Source organism: Streptomyces roseofulvus, from assembly GCF_039534915.1.
In the GTDB taxonomy this organism is placed as follows: domain Bacteria; phylum Actinomycetota; class Actinomycetes; order Streptomycetales; family Streptomycetaceae; genus Streptomyces; species Streptomyces roseofulvus.
This window is the reverse complement of the sequence record NZ_BAAAWE010000001.1, coordinates 6,948,146-6,968,263: the sequence shown is the minus strand read 5'-3', so window position 1 is coordinate 6,968,263 and position 20,118 is coordinate 6,948,146. Positions and strand designations below refer to the sequence as shown.

The 20,118-nt window shown below is 74.9% G+C and carries 20 protein-coding genes and 1 pseudogene; 10 read left to right on the top strand and 11 right to left on the bottom strand.

Annotated features, from left to right (window positions below; genetic code table 11):
• Positions 1–18 precede the first annotated feature (18 nt).
• Both ABFY03_RS32105 and ABFY03_RS32100 read right to left on the bottom strand, forming a co-directional pair.
• On the bottom strand, positions 19–321 hold the full coding sequence (locus ABFY03_RS32105; RefSeq protein ID WP_319010502.1) for an SHOCT domain-containing protein: 303 nt from the start codon (positions 319–321) through the stop codon (positions 19–21).
• Between the two features lie 42 nt (positions 322–363).
• Positions 364–825 (bottom strand): DUF6325 family protein, encoded by a 462-nt coding sequence (locus tag ABFY03_RS32100; protein WP_319010501.1) that lies wholly within the window; start codon positions 823–825, stop codon positions 364–366.
• Between the two features lie 240 nt (positions 826–1,065).
• Here ABFY03_RS32100 and ABFY03_RS32095 point away from each other — a divergent pair, with 240 nt between their 5' ends.
• On the top strand, positions 1,066–2,397 hold the full coding sequence (locus ABFY03_RS32095) for a DUF1254 domain-containing protein (protein ID WP_319010500.1): 1,332 nt from the start codon (positions 1,066–1,068) through the stop codon (positions 2,395–2,397).
• Between the two features lie 24 nt (positions 2,398–2,421).
• Here the strand turns inward: ABFY03_RS32095 and pntB are convergent, their stop codons facing one another.
• Together pntB and ABFY03_RS32085 are read right to left on the bottom strand one after the other, a co-directional pair.
• Positions 2,422–3,840, bottom strand: a complete 1,419-nt coding sequence (pntB, locus tag ABFY03_RS32090) for a Re/Si-specific NAD(P)(+) transhydrogenase subunit beta (protein ID WP_346171482.1) — start codon at positions 3,838–3,840, stop codon at positions 2,422–2,424.
• A 1-nt stretch (position 3,841) separates the two neighbouring features.
• Entirely contained in the window at positions 3,842–5,368 is a 1,527-nt protein-coding gene (locus ABFY03_RS32085) for a Re/Si-specific NAD(P)(+) transhydrogenase subunit alpha (protein ID WP_346171481.1), read from the bottom strand.
• Positions 5,369–5,478: 110 nt separating this feature from the next.
• On the opposite strand from ABFY03_RS32085, the gene ABFY03_RS32080 reads away from it, so the two are divergent.
• The 3 genes from ABFY03_RS32080 (at position 5,479) to ABFY03_RS32070 (ending at position 8,130) form a co-directional block, all read left to right on the top strand.
• Complete coding sequence (locus ABFY03_RS32080) at positions 5,479–6,060, top strand: hypothetical protein (protein WP_319010497.1); 582 nt, start codon at positions 5,479–5,481, stop codon at positions 6,058–6,060.
• A gap of 113 nt (positions 6,061–6,173) precedes the next feature.
• Positions 6,174–7,148, top strand: a complete 975-nt coding sequence (locus ABFY03_RS32075) for an acetylxylan esterase (protein ID WP_319010496.1) — start codon at positions 6,174–6,176, stop codon at positions 7,146–7,148.
• A 49-nt stretch (positions 7,149–7,197) separates the two neighbouring features.
• Complete coding sequence (locus ABFY03_RS32070) at positions 7,198–8,130, top strand: LysR family transcriptional regulator (RefSeq protein WP_346171480.1); 933 nt, start codon at positions 7,198–7,200, stop codon at positions 8,128–8,130.
• Positions 8,131–8,137: 7 nt separating this feature from the next.
• Here the strand turns inward: ABFY03_RS32070 and ABFY03_RS32065 are convergent, their stop codons facing one another.
• Positions 8,138–8,614: a hypothetical protein gene (locus ABFY03_RS32065; RefSeq protein WP_319010494.1), complete on the bottom strand. Its 477-nt coding sequence runs from the start codon at positions 8,612–8,614 to the stop codon at positions 8,138–8,140.
• 139 nt (positions 8,615–8,753) lie between these two features.
• Between ABFY03_RS32065 and ABFY03_RS32060 the strand changes: the two genes are divergently transcribed.
• Positions 8,754–10,124, top strand: coding sequence for a carbohydrate-binding protein (locus ABFY03_RS32060; protein ID WP_346171479.1), 1,371 nt, complete (start codon positions 8,754–8,756; stop codon positions 10,122–10,124).
• 64 nt (positions 10,125–10,188) lie between these two features.
• Here the strand turns inward: ABFY03_RS32060 and ABFY03_RS32055 are convergent, their stop codons facing one another.
• The 3 genes from ABFY03_RS32055 to ABFY03_RS32045 all read right to left on the bottom strand — a co-directional run bounded on the left by ABFY03_RS32055 (position 10,189) and on the right by ABFY03_RS32045 (position 12,162).
• Positions 10,189–10,530 (bottom strand): VOC family protein, encoded by a 342-nt coding sequence (locus ABFY03_RS32055; RefSeq protein WP_346171478.1) that lies wholly within the window; start codon positions 10,528–10,530, stop codon positions 10,189–10,191.
• A gap of 61 nt (positions 10,531–10,591) precedes the next feature.
• Positions 10,592–11,506, bottom strand: a complete 915-nt coding sequence (gene opcA / locus ABFY03_RS32050; RefSeq protein ID WP_319010491.1) for a glucose-6-phosphate dehydrogenase assembly protein OpcA — start codon at positions 11,504–11,506, stop codon at positions 10,592–10,594.
• 80 nt (positions 11,507–11,586) lie between these two features.
• The gene (locus ABFY03_RS32045) at positions 11,587–12,162 is read right to left on the bottom strand and encodes a DoxX family protein (protein ID WP_346171477.1); all 576 of its coding nucleotides are present in this window, start codon (positions 12,160–12,162) and stop codon (positions 11,587–11,589) included.
• Positions 12,163–12,352: 190 nt separating this feature from the next.
• Between ABFY03_RS32045 and ABFY03_RS32040 the strand changes: the two genes are divergently transcribed.
• The 3 genes from ABFY03_RS32040 (at position 12,353) to ABFY03_RS32030 (ending at position 14,970) form a co-directional block, all read left to right on the top strand.
• Entirely contained in the window at positions 12,353–13,747 is a 1,395-nt protein-coding gene (locus ABFY03_RS32040) for a dipeptidase (RefSeq protein ID WP_319010489.1), read from the top strand.
• A gap of 42 nt (positions 13,748–13,789) precedes the next feature.
• Positions 13,790–14,404 (top strand): HdeD family acid-resistance protein, encoded by a 615-nt coding sequence (locus ABFY03_RS32035; RefSeq protein WP_319010488.1) that lies wholly within the window; start codon positions 13,790–13,792, stop codon positions 14,402–14,404.
• Positions 14,405–14,547: 143 nt separating this feature from the next.
• A complete protein-coding gene (locus tag ABFY03_RS32030) occupies positions 14,548–14,970 on the top strand; it encodes a DUF350 domain-containing protein (RefSeq protein WP_189851624.1) in 423 nt (140 codons plus the stop codon).
• A 40-nt stretch (positions 14,971–15,010) separates the two neighbouring features.
• Here the strand turns inward: ABFY03_RS32030 and ABFY03_RS32025 are convergent, their stop codons facing one another.
• Together ABFY03_RS32025 and ABFY03_RS32020 are read right to left on the bottom strand one after the other, a co-directional pair.
• Positions 15,011–15,511: a hypothetical protein gene (locus ABFY03_RS32025; RefSeq protein WP_319010487.1), complete on the bottom strand. Its 501-nt coding sequence runs from the start codon at positions 15,509–15,511 to the stop codon at positions 15,011–15,013.
• Positions 15,508–16,950: a WGR domain-containing protein gene (locus tag ABFY03_RS32020; RefSeq protein WP_319010486.1), complete on the bottom strand. Its 1,443-nt coding sequence runs from the start codon at positions 16,948–16,950 to the stop codon at positions 15,508–15,510. The genes ABFY03_RS32025 and ABFY03_RS32020 overlap by 4 nt, the downstream gene beginning before the upstream one ends.
• 176 nt (positions 16,951–17,126) lie before the next feature.
• Here ABFY03_RS32020 and ABFY03_RS32015 point away from each other — a divergent pair, with 176 nt between their 5' ends.
• Both ABFY03_RS32015 and ABFY03_RS37965 read left to right on the top strand, forming a co-directional pair.
• Complete coding sequence (locus ABFY03_RS32015) at positions 17,127–18,251, top strand: SPFH domain-containing protein (RefSeq protein ID WP_346171476.1); 1,125 nt, start codon at positions 17,127–17,129, stop codon at positions 18,249–18,251.
• A 614-nt stretch (positions 18,252–18,865) separates the two neighbouring features.
• A pseudogene (locus tag ABFY03_RS37965) lies at positions 18,866–19,225 on the top strand (M23 family metallopeptidase); the annotation flags it as partial.
• 6 nt (positions 19,226–19,231) lie between these two features.
• On the opposite strand, the gene ABFY03_RS32005 reads toward ABFY03_RS37965, so the two are convergent.
• Entirely contained in the window at positions 19,232–20,083 is an 852-nt protein-coding gene (locus tag ABFY03_RS32005) for an alpha/beta fold hydrolase (protein ID WP_346171474.1), read from the bottom strand.
• Positions 20,084–20,118: the final 35 nt, after the last annotated feature.

Sequence of the window (20,118 nt, the reverse complement as noted above, 5' to 3'; positions counted from 1 at the left end):
AACCGGGGACCGGGCGGGTCAGGAGCCGAGGATGCGGCTCTTCTGGGCCTCGAACTCGGCCTCGGAGAGCACCCCTTGTTCCTTGAGCTCGCCGAGCTCCTTCAGCTGGGAGATCTTGGTGTCCATCGACACCTCGGCCGGCGGCTCGGGTGCGGGTGCGGGCGGCGGAGCGGCGTAGGCCTGTTGGGGCGCCGGGGCGGCGCGGTCGTAGTCCTGCTGCGCCCACCGCCCCGCCTGCCGGCGGGACACGCGGTTGGACACGGCGGTGGCGGTACCGGAGATGACCGCGGTGCGCGCGATGCCGCGGAGGAGACCAGGCATGACGGATTCCTTGTCGTCAGGGTGACTGTCGGCCGGCGGGGGTCAGGAGTCGGATCCGGCGGTCCCGGCCTCCAGGGCGTCCAGACTCGCCAGGAGGTCCTCGGCCGGGATCCGTCCGTTGGCCACCATGCGCGCGCCACTGCGGCGCAGGGCGGCCGCGAGCGGCGCGGCCCACAGGTTCTCGTACACGAGGATCCCCGCGGAGTTGCCGGGTTCGAGGACGGAGGCGGCCTCCTGGAGGTCGTCCTCGCCGAGCAGACCCGAGGAGGCGCCCTCGAAGACGGCGAGGTCGAGTTCCCCGTCGCCGTCCAGGTCCGCGACCTTCAGCGCCGTGACCGTGCCGTCCTCGTCCTTGCGGACGAAGGACAGGTCGAGGACGCGGATGACGCGCCGCTCCACGAGGTCGAGCAACAGGGGCAGTCCTTCTCCGGTCATGCGGTTGCCCGGGAACTCGAGGACCAGGTAGTCCACGGGTCCCATCTCGGAGAATTCGTCGACGCTCATGGCGACTCCTCGCTGGCGGCTCTCAGCCTTCGGCCGTGCGGCGGCCATGCCCCGGCCGCACGCGTTCCCGTCCTCCATTCCAGCACCGCGCCCCCGCCCACGCACCTTCGTGACGGCCCGGGGGCGCGGCGCCGTCCGCCGCCCCCGTCACCCGTTCGGCGGGCCCGCCGGGCGGCGGGCGGGCCGTGCTCCTACCGTCGGGCCGGAAAGCGGATCGCCCTCACACCTTGGGAGCAGCGGATGACGGACGAGTCGATGGAGCAGCTGGCCACGGAGGCGTGGCTCTACGGGTACCCGCTGGTCACGGCAGCCGTGACGAAGGACGCGATGACGGCCGTGCCGGCCCGGGACGACGCGCGCAGGAAGGCTCCGGTCAACCAGTTCTGCTCCATGCGCACCACGCCGGACGCCTCCTTCACGGAGGTCGTCTCGCCGAACGCCGACACGCTGTACACCAGCGCCTGGCTCGACCTGTCCGACGAGCCCCTGGTGCTGACCCTGCCCGACTTCGGCGACCGCTTCTGGATGGTCCCGATCCTGGACGCCTGGTCCGACGTCTGCGCCGTCGTCGGCCGGCGCGCGTACGGTCCGTCCGCCGGGCCGTTCCTGATCGCGGGGCCGTCCTGGTCCGGAGCGGTCCCCGACGGCCTGACCGTGCTCACGTCGCCCACGGCGGTGAACTGGATCATCGCCCGGTACGCGACCAGCGGCCCGTCGGACTTCGCGGCCGTCAACAAGCTCCAGGACGCCACGCGGCTGATCCCGCTGTCGCGGTGGACCGGCGATCCCGACGACTACTCCCCGCCCACCGACGTGCCCGTGCCCGCCGGCGTCGACCTCACGACGGCTCCCGTCGACCAGGTCCACGCGCTCAGCGGCCGCGACTACTTCGCGCTGCTCAACCGGATGATGGTCGACAACCCTCCCGACCCCGCCGACGCCCCGTTCCTCGGCCGTCTGGCCGCGCTGGGCGTCGCTCCCGGCGCGAGCCCGGACGACCTGTCCGCCGAGGAGCTCGCCGTCCTCGACGCGGGCGCCCGGCGCGGCCCCGAGACACTGCGCGAGCTGTTCGCCCGGGCCGAGTCCTCGAAGGCCGACGGGTGGGCCGTGCACCGCGGTCTGGGGGACTACGGAACCGACTACGCCAAGCGGGCGGTCATCACCCGGTACGGGTACGGGGCCAACCTCGACGCCGACGCCCTGTACCCGCACGCCACCACCGACTCCGACGGCCGGCCCCTCGACGGCTCCCACACCTACGTCCTGCACTTCGACGCCGGACAGACCCCGCCGGTCGACGGCTTCTGGTCCCTCACGATGATGAACGAGCGCCAGTTCTTCGCCGACAACCCGCTGGACCGGTACGCGATCGGCGACCGCAGCGACATGCGGACCAACCCTGACGGCTCCCTGGACATCTACGTCCAGCACGAGCATCCCGGACCCGACCGCGAGAGCAACTGGCTCCCGGCCCCCGCGGGCGGCTTCAACGTCTTCCTGCGCCTGTACTGGCCCCGGGAGGCCGCCCTCACCGGCGACTGGACCCCGCCGGCCCTGCGCCGGACCGACTGACTGCGGTCTGCCGGGCGGAGCCGGTCACAGGGCGCTGACGATGTCCTCCACGCGCTCCTTGGCGTCGCCGAAGAGCATCGCGGTGTTCTCGCGGAAGAACAGCGGGTTCTGGACGCCCGCGTAGCCGGAGGCCATCGAGCGTTTGAAGACGATGACCCGGTCGGCCTCCCACACGGTGAGGACCGGCATGCCGGCGAGGGGACTCGACGGATCCTCGGCGCCGGCCGGGTTGACGGTGTCGTTGGCGCCGATGACGAGGACGACGTCGGTGTCGCCGAAGTCGGGGTTGATCTCGTCCATTTCGAGGACGATGTCGTACGGCACGTTGGCCTCGGCCAGCAGGACGTTCATGTGGCCGGGCAGCCGGCCGGCGACCGGGTGGATGCCGAAGCGGACGTCGACGCCCCTGGCCCGGAGCTTCTCGGTGAGTTCGGCGACCGGGTACTGGGCCTGGGCTACGGCCATGCCGTAGCCGGGAGTGATGATCACCGAGCGGGCGGCGCCGAGGAGTTCGGCGGCGGCCTGGGCGGTGATCTCCTGGTGCTCGCCGTGGTCGGTCTCGGAGCCGGGCGGGGCCTCGATGCCGAAGCCGCCGGAGATGACGGCGAGGAAGGAGCGGTTCATCGCCCGGCACATGATGTACGAGAGGTAGGCACCGGAGGAGCCGACGAGGGCGCCGGTGACGATCAGCAGGTCGTTGCCCAGGAGGAAGCCGGAGGCGGCCGCCGCCCAGCCGGAGTAGCTGTTCAGCATGGAGACGACGACGGGCATGTCGCCGCCGCCGATGGAGGCCACCAGGTGCCAGCCGAGGGCGAGCGCCAGGACCGTCGCCGCGACGAGCAGCCACAGCGCGGGCGCGACGGTGAAGCGGACGGTCAGGGCGACGAGGACGGCGAGCGCGCCGAGGTTGAGGGCGTTCTTGCCGGGGAGCGTCAGCGGGCGGGAGGCGATCCGGGCGGCGAGCTTCAGGTAGGCGACGACCGAGCCGGTGAAGGTGACCGCGCCGATGAAGACGCCGATCAGGACCTCGGCGTGGTGGATGCCGAGGGTGCCGAGCGCGTCCAGGGCGGCGGCCTCGGAGCCGTCGGGGTGGTGCTCCACCTCCAGGTAGCCGTTCCAGCCGACGAGGACGGCGGCGAGACCGACGAAGGAGTGGAGCAGCGCGATCAGTTCGGGCATGCCCGTCATCTCGACGCCCCGGGCGCGCCACAGCCCGATGAGCGCGCCGGCCAGCATCGCGACGGCGAGCAGGCCGGCGGCTCCGGCGGCGATGCCGCGGTCGGCGGCGAGGACGACGGTGGCGGCGAGGGCGACGCCCATGCCGAGCATGCCGAAGGCGTTGCCGAGCCGGGCCGACTCGTGCTTCGAGAGTCCGGCGAGGGCGAGGATGAACAGCAGGGCGGCGACGAGGTAGGCCGCCTGTGCGGCGTGGGTGGCGGACATGTCAGCTCCTGTTGAACATTCCGAGCATGCGGCGGGTCACCGCGAAGCCGCCGAAGACGTTGATGCTCGCCAGCAGGATGGCGGCGGCCGACAGCACGGTGACGAGGGTGCCGCCGTGGCCGATCTGGAGCAGGGCGCCGACGACGATGATCCCGGAGATCGCGTTGGTCACCGACATCAGCGGGGTGTGCAGGGCGTGGTGCACGTGACCGATGACGTAGTAGCCGATGACGATCGCGAGCACGAAGACGGTGACGTGGGGCAGGAGCGCGGCCGGGGCGAAGCCGACGGCGAGGAAGAGCGCGAGGGCGCCGAGGGCGACACCGGTGAAGCGGCGCCTCGGCGTCATCGGCTCCTTCACCGGCGAGACGGGGGGCGCGGCGGTGGCACCGGTCGGGGCGGGCGCGGCCGAGACCTCGACCGGCGGGGGCGGCCAGCGGATCTCTCCGTCGCGCACGACCGTGATCGAGCGCTGCACGGGGTCGTCGTCGTCGAGGACGAGGACGCCGTCCTTGCCGGGCGTCAGGAGCGTGAGGAGGTTGAGGAGGTTGGTGCCGTACAGCTGGGACGCCTGGGCGGGGAGGCGGCCGGCCAGGTCGGTGTAGCCGAGGATGACGACGCCGTTCGCGGTGACGGTCCGCTCCCCCGGCACGGTGCCGGCGACGTTGCCGCCGTTGGCGGCGGCCATGTCGACGATGACGGAGCCGGGCCTCATCGTCGCGACCATCTCCGCGGTGATCAGCCGGGGCGCGGGGCGGCCGGGGATGAGGGCGGTGGTGATGACGATGTCGGCCTCGCGGCACTCCGCGGCGTAGAGGGCGGCCTCGCGCGCCTTGTAGTCGTCTCCCATCTCCTTGGCGTAGCCCGTCTTCGAGACCTCCGTCTCCGGGGACTCGATGGCGAGGTACTCGCCGCCCAGCGAGCGGACCTGGTCGGCGACCTCGGGGCGCGGGTCGGTGGCGCGGACGACGGCGCCGAGCGAGCCGGCGGTGCCGATCGCGGCGAGGCCGGCGACGCCCGCGCCGGCGACGAGGACCCGCGCCGGCGGCACCTTGCCCGCGGCGGTCACCTGGCCGGTGAAGAAGCGCCCGAACTCGTGGGCAGCCTCGACCACGGCCCGGTAGCCGGCGATGTTCGCCATCGACGACAGCACGTCCATCGACTGGGCCCGGCTGATGCGCGGCACCGCGTCCATGGACAGGACGGTGAGGGGCCGTCGGCCCAGCTCCTCGACCACGGCCGGGTCGGCGGCCGGGGCGAACAGCGCGATGACGGTGGCCCCGGGACGCATCCGGTCGAGCCGTTCCGGCCCGGGCGCGTCGACCCCGAGGACCACGTCCGCCGCCGTGGCCTCGCCGGTCCGCGCCCCGGCAGCCTCGTACGCGGCGTCCGGGAAGCCGGCCGCCGCGCCCGCGCCGGGGTCGACGACGACCTCGTACCCGAGCCCGCGGAGCTTCTCCACCGTGGCGGGCGTCGCCGCCACGCGCCGCTCCCCGTCCCGTTCCTCCCTGAGGACTCCGACAATCACCGCACCCCTCCGTTCGCCGCTGTCGCCCCCACCTTGGCGTCCCCGGGTCGCTCCGTGAAGAAGGCTCGCGCGGCGCGTCCGTATGCTGGTCTCCTTCGGGGAGGGACGACATGGGCGCGACGCAGTTCGCGGTGGGGCTGCCGAGGTACGGACGACGGCCGCCGGTGCGGCTGCTGCCGCCGCTGGAGCGGCGGACGCGGTGGCGCGCGCTGCGGGACTCCTTCCTGGTCCGCTTCGTGGTCGCGTTGCCCGATGGTCCCGTCGAGGCGGCCTGGGCTCTGCTGGAACCGGCGCGGAAGGCGTGGTGGCTGCTGGTGCGCCTGTGGGCCGGGCCGGGCATGCGGGGCGGCTGGGAGAGCGACGCGGGGCGGCTGCTGCTCGCGGTGCACGGCGCGTACTGGACGCGGGAGGGGGTCCGCGCCGACGAGGCGAACTGCTATGTCCGGGTGACGGACGAGGGTGTCGTGGCGGTGCGTGCCAAGTGGGTGGACGTGGGCGAGGAGTTCGGCCGGGTCCATGCCGGGGTGCGCGGGACGCCGCGGCTCCGGGCGCTGCGGCGGCGGGTGGACATCGGCTTCCCGGACGGGTCGTGGCTGACGGTGCGGACGCTGACGCCGGGGGCGGCGGAGCTGCTGCGGGAGGTGCTGGAGGCGGAGGTGCCGCGGGGGGCGGGTGCGGCCGTGCGGGGCTGAGCACCTGACGGGCGTTCACATACATGAATATTGCGGCGGCGCGGGCTAGGGTGGGCACGGCCGGACGACCACCGGTCGGTATTTCGAACGAACGACCTGACCAGGCGGTGCGCATGACCCTCTTCGACCTGCCCCTCGACCGGCTCCGCGAGTACCGCAGCGCGTCCGAGGAACCCGGGGACTTCGACGCGTTCTGGGCGAAGACGCTCGGCGAGGCGCGGGAGCACGACCTTGACGCGCGCTTCGAGCGGGTGGCGACGGGGCTCGCGACGGTGGAGACGTACGACGTCACCTTCGCCGGTTTCGGCGGGCAGCCGGTGAAGGGCTGGTTCGTCGTCCCGGCGGGGATCACCGAACCGGTCCCGGTCGTCGTGGAGTTCCTGGGGTACGGCGGCGGGCGCGGCCTGGCGCACAGCCACCTGCTGTGGGCGTCCGCCGGGTTCGCGCACTTCGTGATGGACACCCGCGGTCAGGGCAGCGGCTGGGCGCCGGGCGACACCGCGGACCCGGTGGGCAGCGCGCCCGCCTTCCCGGGGTTCATGACGCGCGGCGTGGAGGCCCCGGAGACGTACTACTACCGGCGGCTGTACACGGACGCCGTGCGCGCGGTGGAGGCGGCCCGGTCGCACCCGCTGGCGGACGCGGCCCGCACCGCGGTCACCGGGATCAGCCAGGGCGGCGGCATCACCGTCGCCGTCTCCGGTCTGGTCCGGGACCTGGCGGCGGTGGCGCCGGACGTGCCGTTCCTGTGCGACTTCCCGCGCGCGACGACCGTCACGGACCGGACGCCGTACCGGGAGATCGGCAACTATCTGAAGACGCACCGGGGCCGGGTGGAGCAGGTGCGCCGGACCCTCGCCTACTTCGACGGGGTGCACTTCGCGGCCCGGGCGAACGCCCCGGCGCTGTTCTCGACCGCGCTGGAGGACCAGACCTGCCCGCCGTCGACGGTGTTCGCCGCGTTCAACGCGTACGCGCACGAGGACAAGGCGATCGAGGTCTACGACTTCAACGACCACGAGGGCGGCGAGGCGTTCCAGCAGGCGGCGCAGCTGGCCTGGCTGCCGGAGCGGCTGCGCGCGCGATAGCCGCACCCTTGGTCTGGACCTGTCAGGGCGGGGGCGTCAAGCTGGGCGCATGGACTTGGAGTTGCGGCATCTGAAGACGGTCCGGGCCATCGCCGAGGCCGGCAGCCTCACCCGCGCGGCCACCGCCCTCGGACTGGCCCAGCCCGCCCTCAGCGCCCAGCTGAAGCGGATCGAACGGACCCTGGGCGGGGCCCTGTTCACGCGCGGCCGGGACGGGGTGCGGGCCACCGCGCTGGGCGATCTGGTGCTCGACCGGGCCCGGGTGGTGCTGCCCGCCGTCAGCGGACTCCAGGAGGAGGCCGTCCGGTTCGCCCGGGACGGCGCCGCCGGGCACCGGCTCGGCGGGACCCACGGCCCGCTGCTCGGCGGGCTCGTGGACCGGCTGGCCCGGGCCGAGCCGGACGCCGAGGTGACGACGTACACCTCCTGGTCGGAGCGGGAGGTGGCCCGCGGAGTCGTCGCCGGGCGGCTCGACTTCGCGCTCGTGGGCGTCTGCGGCGAGAGCTCCCCTCCGGAGGCGGGCCGGCTCGCCTGGACGGAGGTGGCCCGCGACCCGGTGTACGTGATGCTCGCGACGGAGCACCCGCTCGCCGCCCGCCCGCAGGTGGCGCTGGCCGAACTCGCCGCCGAGGGGTGGACGGACGTGCCCGGCGACGGCTGCTTCGGCGACTGCTTCGCCGCCGCGTGCGTCCGGGCGGGCTTCACCCCGGCCCGGGTGTACGAGACGGACACCGCCTCCTGCGTCCACCTCGTCCAGGTGGGCCGCGCGGTGGGCCTGTGCCGGGCCACCTTCCCCGCCACCCCCGGCATCGTGACGCGTCCCCTGACCGGCGCCCCGCTGCTCTGGCGCCACCTCCTCGGCTGGCACCCGGAGGGCCGCGCGGCCGGGCGCGCCGCCGCGGTCCTGTCCCACGCCCGCGACGCCCACGCGGAGGCGCTGGCGCGCAGCGCGGGACGGACGGCGGCGGGCGCGGCGCCCTGAGCGCCGGTCAGGTGTCGTACGTGCCGTCCCAGGGCGCGGAGAACCCGAGGCCGTCGGGGTAGAGCTCGACCCAGTTCCCCTCCTCGTCGTCCTCGTCCTCGCTGTGGCCCTCCACGACCAGGCCGAACAGGGCCCCCTCGCACCGCACGGCGAACGGGGCGACGGCGACGGACTCGTACCGCCGCCCCGGCAGGGCGTCCAGCCAGGTGCCGAGGAGCTCCCGCGCGGCCTCCACCGCCCGCCGCTCCCCGTCCGCCGTCGTACCCGTGGACTCGATCCGCGACTCCAGGTGCCGGCCGGCAGCGTCGAACCGGTGGAGGACCGCGTACCACCGCTTGTGCCGCTTCCCGTCGTCGCCCGTCCGCAACCCCTCCGGGAACGCGGCGGTGACCGACGCGAGGAACTGGCCGCCGTCCCACCGGCCGATGGTGGGCGTGCGGTAGTCGGGCTCGTACGCAACGGGGATGACCTCGGGAACGCTCATGGGCGCACCGTAACGGCCGCCACCGACAACGCCCTCGGCCATAACGCGAGGGGAGGGGCCGGCCGGAGGCTCCCCGCTCCCCCGGGCCCGTTCCTACGGTTCTCCGCAGATCCCCCACCGAGAACCGAGGAGACTCCCCATGCTCCGACGACACGCCCGCGCGGCGTGTACCGCGCTGGCCGCCGCCGGGATGGTGCTGGCCGGGCTTCAGGCCGGGTCCGCCACCGCCGCGCAGCCCTCCCCCGGGACCGCCCCGGCCGTGCAGAGCGCCGCCCGGGCGCTCGGCGCCGCCGAGGCGCGGCCCGAGCTGCTCGCCGCGATGGGCCGTGACCTGGGCCTGACCCGGGCGCAGGCCGAGCGCCGGCTCGCCAACGAGGCCGAGGCGGGCGCCACCGCCGCCCGGCTCCGCGACCGGCTCGGCGGCGCCTTCGCCGGCGCCTGGGTCGAGGGCGCCGAGTCCGGCACCCTGACCGTGGCCACCACCCGCGCCGCCGACCTCGCCGCGATCCGGGCGGCCGGGGCGACGGCCCGGCTGGTCCGGCACGACCTCGCCGCCCTGGAGCGGGCGAAGGAGTCCCTGGACCGGGCGGCGGGTGCCGAGGCGCCGGTGCGGTACGTGGACGTGCGCGCGAACGTGCTCGTCGTCGAGGAGACCCGGGCCGGGGCCGGCGCGCGGCTCGCGGCGGAGACCGGCGTGGCGCGGGAGCTGGTGCGGGTGGTGCGGTCCGCCGAGGCGCCGCGCGCGCTGTACGACCTCCGGGGCGGTGACGCGTACTACATGGGCGGCGGCGGACGCTGCTCGGTCGGCTTCCCGGTGACCCGGGGCACCACGCAGGGCTTCGCGACGGCGGGCCACTGCGGCCGGGCGGGCCAGTCGACCAGCGGCTACAACCAGGTCGCGCAGGGCACCTTCCAGGCGTCCGTCTTCCCCGGCAGCGACATGGCGTGGGTCGCGGCCAACAGCAGCTGGACCGCGACGCCGTACGTGAAGGGCGCGGGCGGCGCGAACGTGCAGGTCACCGGGTCGGTGCTGCAGCCGGTGGGCGCCTCGGTCTGCCGCTCCGGCTCCACCACGGGCTGGCACTGCGGCACGATCCAGCAGCACAACACGAGCGTCACCTACCCGGAGGGCACGATCAGCGGGGTGACCCGGACGACCGTGTGCGCCGAGCCGGGCGACTCGGGCGGCTCGTACATCTCCGGCAGCCAGGCCCAGGGCGTGACCTCCGGCGGCTCCGGCAACTGCTCCAGCGGCGGCACCACGTTCTTCCAGCCGCTGAACCCGATCCTGTCGGCCTACGGCCTGACGCTCAGGACGACCGGCACCGACCCGGGCCCCGGTCCCGGCCCCGGCGAGCCGGAGCCGGGCGGCACCTGGAAGGCGGGCACCGTCTACGCGGCCGGCGCCACGGTCACGTACGGCGGCGCGACGTACCGCTGCCTCCAGGGCCACCAGGCCCAGGCGGGCTGGGAGCCGCCGAACGTACCGGCGCTCTGGCAGCGGGTCTGACGCCCGGGACCCGCGTGCACGGTGCCACCCGCCCCCGCCGGACGGGTGGCACCGTCGTGCGGTCTCAGCCGCCCACGTACTCGAAGACCCCGCCCTGGGGGTGCCTGAGCACCGCGCGACGGCCCTGCGGGGTGGGCGACTTGGGCGCCACGACCTCCGCGCCGGCGGCCACCGCCTCCCCGACGGCGGCGTCCAGGTCGGCCACGGCCAGGGTGGCCGTCACCCCCGCGACCCGCGCGACGGCCTCGTCCGGACCGCTGAAGAGCAGGAAGGGGCCGACGCCCGCCAGGTCCACTCCGGCGAAGGAGAAGCGGGAGGCGCTGCTCCCCGTCAGCTTCTCGTAGAAGGGCACGGCGGCGTCGAGGTCGGCGACGCGCTGGCGGACCACCACAGATTCGATCGACATGATCCCATCATCGCCCGAACGCGGGTGCGAGGGTGGTGTTTTCGGGACCGTCCGCGGCGGCTCAGGAGGGGCGGCCCTCCAGGGCCGCCGCGTAGGCGTCGTCGGGGTCGAGGTGGCGGAGCTCCTCGGCGATCAGCTCGGCGGTGGTGCGGACCTTGAGGGCCATGACGCGGCTGGGCTGGCCGGGGATGGCGAGCCGGGCGACCGGGCCCTCGGGCCGGTCGATCCGGATCTCGCCCTGGGGGGTGCCCATCCGGACGGCGGTGACGACCGGACCCTCCGAGACGATCCGGTCCACCGGGACGCCGAGCCGGACCTCGAACCAGCGGGCCAGCAGTTCGGCGCTGGGGTTGTCCTCCTCGGCCTCCACCGCGGCGGACACGACGTCCGTCCCGGCCTGGTCGAGGGCGGCGGCCAGCATGGAACGCCACGGGGTGAGCCGGGTCCAGGCGAGGTCGGTGTCGCCGGGGGCGTACGAGGCGGCCCGGGCGTCCAGCGCGCGGAGCGGGTCCTCGACGGCGTAGGCGTCGGTGATCCGGCGCTGGGCGAGGGCGCCGAGCGGGTCCTTGGCGGGGACGGCGGGCGCGTCCACCGGCCACCACACGACCACGGGGGCGTCGGGCAGCAGCAGCGGCAGCACCACGGAGTCGGCGCGGGCGCCGAGTTCGCCGTGCAGGCGGAGCATCACCGTCTCGCCGGAGCCGGCGTCGGAGCCGAGCCGGACCTCGGCGTCGAGCCGGGTCACCTGGCGGTCGCGGGGCGAGAGCGCCCGGCGGCGGATGACCACGAGGGTCCGCGAAGGGTGTTCCTTCGACGCCTCGTTGGCGGCCCGCACCGAGTCGTAGGCGTTCTCCTCGTCGGTGACGATCACCAGGGTGAGGACGACACCGACGGCGGGGGTGCCGACGGCCCTCCGGCCCTCCAGGATCGCCTTGTTGATCGCGCTGGAGTTGGTGTCCGTGAGATCGATCTTCATAGCCCGGCGCCCGTCCCTTCCTCTGCGGGGAGCCTAACGCCCCCCGCACGCGCGCGTGCGCCGGTGGGGGCGTGCGGGGTTCAGTGGGCGTCCGGTTCCCCGGTGCCGTCGCCCTCGGGGGCCAGGTCCGCCTCGGCGGCGGCGGCCGTCGCGGCCTGCCCCTGGGCCCGGCGGCCGACGACGGCCGCGGCGGCGAGCGCGGTGCCGAGGAAGGCGGTGACGACCACCCAGGGGCGGTCGAGGACGTGCCCGGTGGCGTGGTCGAGGGAGTAGCGGCCCGCGCCGGTGATGCCGATGGCGGCGGCGGTGAAGCCGAGGAAGGCCGGGTACTCGTAGCCGCCGGCCTGGGCGAAGAAGCCGGCCGGGGCGTGCACGGAGACCGCGCCCGCCATGGCGCCCGCGGCGGCCGCGCCGGCGGCGGGGGTGGCGAGTCCGAGGGCGAGCAACGCGCCGCCGCCGGCCTCGCCGAGGCCCGCGGCGATGGCGGACTGGCGGGCGGGGTGGAAGCCCATGGCCTCCATCGCGTGGCTGGTGCCCTCGATCCCCCCGCCGCCGAACCAGCCGAGGAGCTTCTGGGTGCCGTGCGCGGCGAGGACGGCGCCGGTGCCGACCCTCAGCACGAGCAGCCCGAGGTCGCGTCGGTTGGGGTGGACCATGACGTTCTCCAGGTGCGGGAGGGGACGCGTACGCCTCCACTGTCCGTGCCCGGCCGGGCCGCCGCCGCCCGGGAGGCCGTCCGGTACTCCGTCTGTGTCATGTTTTGCAGCGTTTGTCGCGCGTTGCTTGACTGGGGTGGCCGTCGCCGCCCCGGCCGTTCGGGCGCGGCCCGAGAGAAGTGGGTGACGCATGACCTCCGAGTCCACCGACACCGCCGCGCTGCGGGCGCGCGTCCACGACCTGATGCCCCGCGCCGAGGAGGACCTGCGGGCCCTGGTCGCGATGCGCTCCGTGGCCGACCCGCGCCAGTTCCCGCCCGAGGAGTGCGCGAAGGCCGCCGACTTCCTGGTGCGGGCCTTCACCGAGGCGGGGCTGAGCGACATGCGGCGGGTCACCACCCCGGACGGCACGGACGCGGTGGTCGGACACGCGAAGGGCCCCGAGGGGGCGCCGACCGTGCTGCTCTACTGCCACTACGACGTGCAGCCGCCGCTCGACGACGCGGCCTGGCGGACCCCGCCGTTCGAGCTGACCGCGGTCGACGGACGCTGGTACGGGCGCGGCGCGGCCGACTGCAAGGGCAACATCGCCATGCACCTCACCGCGCTGCGGGCGCTCGGCGGTCCCGAGGGAACGGGCTTCCCGGTGAACATCAAGTTCGTTGCGGAGGGTTCGGAGGAGCAGGGCACCGGCGGGCTCGAACAGCTGGTGCCGATGCGGCCCGAACTGTTCGCCGCCGACGCCCTGTTGATCTGCGACACCGGAAACTTCTCGCTGGGTCTGCCGACCACGACGACCTCCCTGCGCGGGCTGACGAACGTGGTGGTGACGGTCTCCACGCTCAAGGGCGAGATGCACTCGGGCATGTTCGGCGGACCGGCGCCGGACGCGCTGGCCGCGCTGGTGCGGATCCTCGACAGCCTGCGCGACGAACACGGCAACACGGCGATCGAGGGGCTGCCGGCCGAGGGACTGTGGGACGGGGTGTCCTATCCGGCCGAGCAGTTCCGCGCCGACGCGGGCGTCCTGGACGGCGTGCAGCTGGTCGGCACCGGCTCGGTCGCCGACGAGCTGTGGGCGCGGCCCGCGGTCACCGTCCTCGGCATCGACTGCCCGCCGGTGGTGGGCTCCTCCGCCGCCGTGCAGGCGAGGGTGCGGGCGCGGGTGAGCCTGCGGGTGCCGCCCGGGACGGACGCCGAGACGGCCAGGAAGGCGCTGACCGACCACCTGGTGGCGGCGGCGCCGTGGGGCGCCCGGGTCGAGGTGGAGGCGGAGAGCGCCGGCCAGCCCTTCCGGGCGCGCACGGACGGGCCCGCGTACACGGCACTCGGGGCGGCGCTGCGCGAGGCGTACGGCGCGGACATGGTGCAGGCGGGGCAGGGAGGTTCGATCCCGCTGTGCAACGTGCTCGCGGACCGCTTCCCCGACGCGGAGATCGCGCTGATCGGCGTGGAGGAACCGGGCTGTCTCATCCACGCCCCCAACGAGAGCGTCGATCCGTCCGAGATCGAGCGGATGGCCCTGGCGGAGGCGCTCTTCCTCGGCTCCTACGCCGAGGCGTTCACGCGCCGGGCCGGCGCGTGAACGCGCACACGGACCACCGGCACAGGAAGGAGAACGGCACCGATGACACGGACGGATGAGAGGGCACACGAGAGGACCGGCCGGGACGGGGTGCCGCCCGGTCCGCTGACGATGCTCGCGGGCGCGGCCTGGCAGGCGCTGCTGCTGGCCGGGATCGCGGCCCTGGTGCTCGGGGTGCTGGTGCTGGTGTGGCCGGGTGCGTCGCTGGTCGCGGCCGGCGTGCTGTTCGGCGTCTACCTGCTGTTCAGCGGTGTGATGCAGTTGGTCGCCGCCTTCGGCACGCACGCCACCGCGGCGCTGCGTGTGATGGCCTTCATCAGCGGTGCCCTGTCGATCCTGCTGGGCCTGTTCTGCTTCCGGGGCGCGACGCAGTCGATCCTGCTGCTCGCGCTGTGGATCGGCATCGGCTGGCTCTTCCGCGGCATCACCCAGGCCGTGGCGGCGGCCTCCGACCCCGCGATGCCGGCCCGGGGCTGGCAGGTCTTCCTCGGTGTCGTGAGCGCGATCGCCGGGGTGGTGCTGATCGTCTCCCCGCTGGAGTCGGTCGCGGTGCTGACCCTGCTCGGCGGGATCTGGCTGATCGCGGTCGGCGCGGCCGAGATCGTGACCGCGATCCAGGTGCGCTCGCGGGCCGGGAGGCTGCCGCCGGGCGCCTGATCCGCCCGGGAGGTCCCGCTCGTCCGGTCCGCCGTCCGCCCGATCTCCGGGCGGACGGCGGACCGGCTGGTTCCGTGCGCTAGATTTTGCCGGTCCATGACCGTCGATCGCTCGCGATCACCACTCTCCGGAGCCGGCTTCCCATGACCGACATCGTCAACGGCCTCGGCCGTGCCACCGCCTACGGCGCCCTCGGCGTGGTCCTGCTGATCCTCGGCATCGTGCTGGTGGACATCCTGACCCCCGGCAAGCTGGGCCGGCAGATATGGGAGGACCGCAACCGCAACGCGGCCGTCCTGCTGAGCTCCGCCCTGCTCGGCATCGGCGGGATCGTCTTCACCTCGATCTGGACCACCTACGACAACTTCGGCAAGGGCCTGGCCTCGACGGCCGCCTTCGGCCTCCTCGGCCTGGTCATGATGGCCGTCGCCTTCCTCGTGGTGGACCTGGTGACGCCGGGGAAGCTGGGTGCCACGCTGGTGGACCCGGAGCCGCACCCGGCGGTCTGGGTGACCGCCTCCTGCAACATCGCCGTCTCCGCGATCGTCTCCGCCTCGATCGCCTGACCGCGCGCGCCGCCTTCCGCCCGGCCCGGTGTCCGTCCGCTCAGGACGGGCCCGGGCCGGCGGCCGTTCCGGCGGCGGGTTCCGCCTCCAGGAAGCGGCGGCCGCGCGGCCCCTTGTAGAGCAGGGCCTCCCAGCCGAGCTCGCCGAGGACCCGGGCGCAGGCGGTGAGCGCCTCGGTCTCCTGTCCCGCGGCGCCGGAGCCGGGCGGCCCCAGCCACTCGACCACGGCGGTGGCCGGCCGCTCCCCCGCCCGCACCCGGTAGCCGGTCGCCACGCGCGCGCCGGCGGGGTCCACCGCCGAGGGGGCGAGCCCGCCGGCCTCCAGGGCGAGCGCCACGGCCCGTACCGGCTGCCGCCGCTCCCACAGGGCGGGGACGGCTCCGGCGCCGCCGCCCGGGGTGCCGGTCAGCCGCCGGATCTGCCGGAGCCCTTCGAGTGCGGAGCGGACCTCGCGGGAGCGCTGCTCGGCGTCCCCGGTGAACGGCGGTCCGTCGCCGGTCGCCGCCTCGAACGCCCCCTTGCCGCCCGGGTCGCCGCTCACAGCAGCCGCCGGATCTCGCCGCGGACCCGGTAGAAGCCGCCGGCCGCCGGGTGCAGGGCCTCCACCACGAACCGCGCGCCGGGCTCCCGGATGGCGCGGGGGAACTGCACGTTCCACGACGGCTCGTAGCCGGGACTGATCACCCGGACGCGGCTCCGGCCGCCCTCCCGGGCGCACTCGACCACGATCGAGCCGGCCGGGGCCTCGCCGACCGACGCGACGGAGGCGACGGCGGAGACGGTGGTCGCCGGGGTGTACGTGGGCAGCGCGGCGGCCAGCTTGACGTCCCGGACGACGGGAACGCTGCCCTGCTGGGCGGCCTCGATCGCCGCCTCGCTCGCGTCCACGCAGACCAGCGAGCCGTCGGTGGTGACCAGGTACAGCCGCTCGTCGCGGTACTGCATGGAGAGCGCCGAACCGCCGCCGGTGCCCAGCTTCCACAGCCGGGTGCCGTCCTCGGCGAAGCAGTAGACGGAGGAGGACGAGTCGCCGGCGAAGACGAACCGGCCGCCGGGCGAGGTGGCGCAGGAGTACACGACCGTGTCGCAGGGGTAGACGGCCTCGACCCGGCCGTCGCTCTTGGCGAGCCGCTGCACCTTGTTGCGGCCGGTGCCCGCGTAGACGGCGGTGTCCTCCTGCCAGCCGAAGAGCACCGCCCCGTCGGTGCCGGTGTGCCACAGCTCGCCGGAGCCGTCGTTCGCGTAGGCGGTGACGCCCTGCGTGTCGCCGTAGTAGACGGCGCGGCCGTCGGCCCGGACCATCCAGGCGTGTTCGCCGCGGCCGGAGCGCGACCACTGGTGCTCGTCCTCGTGGTCGATGACGGTGAGCCGGCCGGAGCGGTCGGCCACGTCCAGCACGCCCTCGTGGATGTCGAGCCAGAAGATGTCGACGTCGGAGGTGATGTCGTAGGCGGCGAAGGGCAGCTTGGAGGAGAGGTCGTAGACCTTGCCGTCGTCGCAGCCGGCGTAGATCCAGAAGTCGTCCGCGACCAGGCACTTCACACCGTCGGGGAGGCTGAACCGGGCCAGCACCTCGCCGCCGTGGGCCAGGGTGAAGACGTCCCCCGCCTGGTTGCCGACCCAGATGCGGTCCTCGTCGACGTGGATGCCGAAGGCGGCGGAGCCGGTGCGGAAGCGCCACAGGACGGGGGCGACGGCCCGGGCGGTGGAGGGCGCGGAGGTGACCGCGCGGCGGGTGACGGGCCGGGCGGCGCGGCGGCCGGGGACCGCCGGGGCGTAGCCCTTGCGGACCTTCTCGCCGATCTTCTTCGCCGCGGCGGCCCGGGCCTTGTCGGCGGTCGCGAAGGCGGAGCGCTGGGTCTGGCCGGCCGCGCCGATCCGGCCGTAACGGACCGACACCTCCAGTCCGTCGACCGTCACTTCGTAGAACTTGTGGGCACCGCCGCCGTCCTGCGACAGCTCGAGATAGGTCGTCGTCATGATCCGAACGGTAGGGGCTGCCACTGACAGCGGCCTCCGGTGAAGCCGTGGCCAAGGGACCAAGGTCCCGGCGATTCGGGACCTTTGTCTCGGCATTCCGGACATACACCCCTGTGACGATGGAGCTCGAAGATCATCCGACGTGCCGTCACCTCCGGTACGGCCGAAAGGGCCTCATGACCGAGCCATCCCCACGGGCCCTGCCCGTCCGCGTGCGCCGGCACGCGGACGGCATAGCGATGGACGACCTCTTCCGGTCGGACCCCGGCCCCGAACGACCCCACGACGACCCCGACCGTCCCCGTGACGACCCCGCGCGATCCCGCGCGGACGCGGGCCGCCCCCGAGACGACACCGCCCCGACCCGCACCACGACCGGCCACCCCCTCGCCGACGGCGGCGCCCCGCCGCGCCGCCACCCGCCCGCCGACGCCGGGCTCGCCGAACGCCCCGGTCCCGCCGCCCCCGGATGGCTCGCCGTCCTCACCGGGACGGCCGCCCTGGGCGGCGCCGCCGCGCTCCTCTGGCGGGCCCGCCCCCTGCGCGCCGCGCACCTGCTCCCCTGGGAGTGGGCCGCCCTCGCCGGCCTGGGCGTGCTCGCCGTGGTCTGCTTCGGCGGCCTCACGCGCGGGCGTACCGGCTCCGCCTGGGTGCTCTCCCTCTTCGGCCGCTACCGGGGCAGCGTGCGCCGCACCGGCCTGGTCTGGATCAGCCCCTTCGTGCTGCGCCGCCGGGTCGACGTCCGGCTGCGGCACTGGCGCAGCGAGCCCCTCGCCGCCGTGGACGCGGAGGGTTCGGCGCTGCGGGTGGTGGTGCTGGTGGTCTGGTCGGTACGGGACACGGCCCGCGCGCTGTACGCCGTCGACGACCATCTCGGCTATCTGCGGGAGCAGGTGGAGGCGGCCACCGCGCGCGTGCTGTCGCAGCTGCCCGCCGACGCCTGCCAGGGCGGGGCGCCCACGCTGCGGAACGCGGAGGCGGTCGGCGACGCGCTGACGCGGCTCCTCGCGGCGGAGTGCCGGCCGGTCGGCGTGGCCGTCTTCTCGGCCCAGCCGACCCGGATCGCGTACGCGCCCGAGGTGGCCGCCGCGATGCACCGCCGGCAGCTGGCCGTCCTGGACGCCCGGCACCGGGAGTCGGTGCTCACCGGTGTGATCGACGCCGTCGACGACACGGTGACCCGGCTGACCTCGCGCGGCCTTGTCGAACTCGACGACTTCGAACGGCAGGCCCTGGTCAAGGACCTGACCGTCGCCTTCTGCACCCGGCGGGGCGACCTCGCCCGCCCGAACGAGGAGTGAGAGAGCGCGTGACCGTGGAGAGGAGCACCGCCGTGGACGGCCTGGAGACGCCGAACTTCACCGACGAGACCCCCGAGGACTGCGCCTGCGCCGGCTGCGCGGCGGGCGCGCTCGCGGCCCGCCTGGAGGCCGCGCGGGCGGCGCACTCCGTGACGTCCCTGCACGGGGTGCGCCGCGCGGTGGTCACGGCGGCGGGGCTCGTCGCGCTGACCGCCGCCGCCACCGGCACGGCCGCCGCCGAACCGGCCCCGGCGCACGCCGGCTGGGACGGCTCGCGCTACTGGTTCCGCGACGCGGCGGGCGCGTGGCGGTGGACCGGCCACCGGTCCGTCTACCTCCAGCGCACCGGCGGCGCGGGCGCGAAGGCCGCCCCGGCGGCCCCGGCCCGGGAGCCGGTCTTCCGGGGGCGGCAGGGCTGGGACGCCACGGACCGGGTGTACTGGTTCCGCTCCGGCGGGCACTGGTACTGGACCTCGCACCGCTGGAAGTACGAGCAGCGGACGGGCCGTTCCGGCGCGGTCCCGGCGGAGCGCCCGTCGCGGCCCGCGCAGGGCGGCGGGACGGCGGCGCGCGGCTGGACCGCGCCGGTGGAGTCGTACGTCTTCACCGGCTTCTACGGGCAGCGCGGCTCCTGGTCGCGGGGGTACCACACGGGCCAGGACTTCGCGGTGCCGAGCGGGACGCCGGTACGGGCGGTGGGGCCCGGCCGGGTGGTGCGGGCCGGGTACGCGGGCGCGTACGGCTACGAGGTGGTGCTCCGGCACCCGGACGGCCACTACACCCAGTACGCCCACCTCTCCCGGATCGACGTGTCCCCCGGGCAGAGCGTGTCGGGCGGGCAGCGGATCGCGCGCTCGGGGGCGACGGGCCGGGTGACCGGTCCGCATCTGCACTTCGAGGTGCGGACCGGTCCCTCCTTCGGCGCGGACGTCGATCCGCTGCGGTATCTGCGCGGGCACGGCGTCCGGATCTGAGGCCGGTCAGCCGGTGACGCGCTCGATCCAGGCGGTGACGTCGGCGACGACCTCCGCGCGGTTGGTCTCGTTCAGGACCTCGTGGCGGGCGCCCTCGTAACGGTGGTAGGCGAGGTCGGTGAGGCCGGCCTCGCGGTAGCGGGAGACCAGCAGGTCGGTGTGGGCGAGGCCGCCGTTGAGCGGGTCGCGGTCGCCGACGAAGAGCGCGACGGGCAGGTCGGCGGGGATGCCTGCGGGCGCGGCGAGCCGCGGGGCGGCGGCCGCCATGTGGGCGAGCCCCTGGAGGTCGAGGCCGAAGCCGCAGAGCGGGTCGGCGAGATAGGCGTCGACCTGCTCCTCGTCGCGGCTGAGCCAGTCGGCCTCGGTGCGGACGGGCGCGAAGGGGGCGTTGAAGGCGCCGAAGGGGCCGGCGGCGGACCGGGGGGCCGCGGCGAGGGCGGTGAGGAGGGCGTCGACGGCGGTGGTGCCGGAGAGGGCCACGCCGTCGACCAGCTCCGCGTGGTCGAGGAGGTACTGCTGGGCGGCGAACGAGCCCATGCTGTGCCCGAACAGGACGACCGGGACGCCGGGATGCCGCTCGCGGAGCATGCGGGTGAGGGTGGCGAGGTCGCCGACGAGGAGGTTCCAGCCGTCGGCGCCGAGGTGTCCGGGCCCGGCGTGCATCGACCGGCCGTGGCCGCGGTGGTCGGCGGCGTAGACGGCGTGGCCCCGGGCGGCCAGGTGGGCGGCGAGCGGGGCGTACCGCAGGCCGTGTTCGCCCATGCCGTGCGCGATCTGCACGACGCCGCGGACGGGTCCCCCGGGGAGCCAGGCGTGGACGTGGACGCGGACGCCGTCCTGGGAGGTGAAGGTGAACATGCGCGCTCCGGCTCCTCTGCCCGCTCGACGGAAGG

Excerpts from the sequence above, each read along its gene's own strand:
- ABFY03_RS32035 (WP_319010488.1), top strand. The coding sequence starts at position 13,790 with ATGACACGGACGGATGAGAGGGCACACGAGAGGACCGGCCGGGACGGG.
- opcA (WP_319010491.1), bottom strand. The coding sequence starts at position 11,506 with ATGAAGATCGATCTCACGGACACCAACTCCAGCGCGATCAACAAGGCG.
- ABFY03_RS32060 (WP_346171479.1), top strand. The coding sequence starts at position 8,754 with ATGCTCCGACGACACGCCCGCGCGGCGTGTACCGCGCTGGCCGCCGCC.
- ABFY03_RS32080 (WP_319010497.1), top strand. The coding sequence starts at position 5,479 with ATGGGCGCGACGCAGTTCGCGGTGGGGCTGCCGAGGTACGGACGACGG.
- ABFY03_RS32030 (WP_189851624.1), top strand. The coding sequence starts at position 14,548 with ATGACCGACATCGTCAACGGCCTCGGCCGTGCCACCGCCTACGGCGCC.
- ABFY03_RS32065 (WP_319010494.1), bottom strand. The coding sequence starts at position 8,614 with ATGAGCGTTCCCGAGGTCATCCCCGTTGCGTACGAGCCCGACTACCGC.
- ABFY03_RS32075 (WP_319010496.1), top strand. The coding sequence starts at position 6,174 with ATGACCCTCTTCGACCTGCCCCTCGACCGGCTCCGCGAGTACCGCAGC.
- ABFY03_RS32055 (WP_346171478.1), bottom strand. The coding sequence starts at position 10,530 with ATGTCGATCGAATCTGTGGTGGTCCGCCAGCGCGTCGCCGACCTCGAC.
- pntB (WP_346171482.1), bottom strand. The coding sequence starts at position 3,840 with ATGTCCGCCACCCACGCCGCACAGGCGGCCTACCTCGTCGCCGCCCTG.
- ABFY03_RS32095 (WP_319010500.1), top strand. The coding sequence starts at position 1,066 with ATGACGGACGAGTCGATGGAGCAGCTGGCCACGGAGGCGTGGCTCTAC.
- ABFY03_RS32070 (WP_346171480.1), top strand. The coding sequence starts at position 7,198 with ATGGACTTGGAGTTGCGGCATCTGAAGACGGTCCGGGCCATCGCCGAG.
- ABFY03_RS32015 (WP_346171476.1), top strand. The coding sequence starts at position 17,127 with ATGACCGAGCCATCCCCACGGGCCCTGCCCGTCCGCGTGCGCCGGCAC.
- ABFY03_RS32045 (WP_346171477.1), bottom strand. The coding sequence starts at position 12,162 with ATGGTCCACCCCAACCGACGCGACCTCGGGCTGCTCGTGCTGAGGGTC.
- ABFY03_RS32005 (WP_346171474.1), bottom strand. The coding sequence starts at position 20,083 with ATGTTCACCTTCACCTCCCAGGACGGCGTCCGCGTCCACGTCCACGCC.
- ABFY03_RS32020 (WP_319010486.1), bottom strand. The coding sequence starts at position 16,950 with ATGACGACGACCTATCTCGAGCTGTCGCAGGACGGCGGCGGTGCCCAC.
- ABFY03_RS32040 (WP_319010489.1), top strand. The coding sequence starts at position 12,353 with ATGACCTCCGAGTCCACCGACACCGCCGCGCTGCGGGCGCGCGTCCAC.
- ABFY03_RS32100 (WP_319010501.1), bottom strand. The coding sequence starts at position 825 with ATGAGCGTCGACGAATTCTCCGAGATGGGACCCGTGGACTACCTGGTC.
- ABFY03_RS32105 (WP_319010502.1), bottom strand. The coding sequence starts at position 321 with ATGCCTGGTCTCCTCCGCGGCATCGCGCGCACCGCGGTCATCTCCGGT.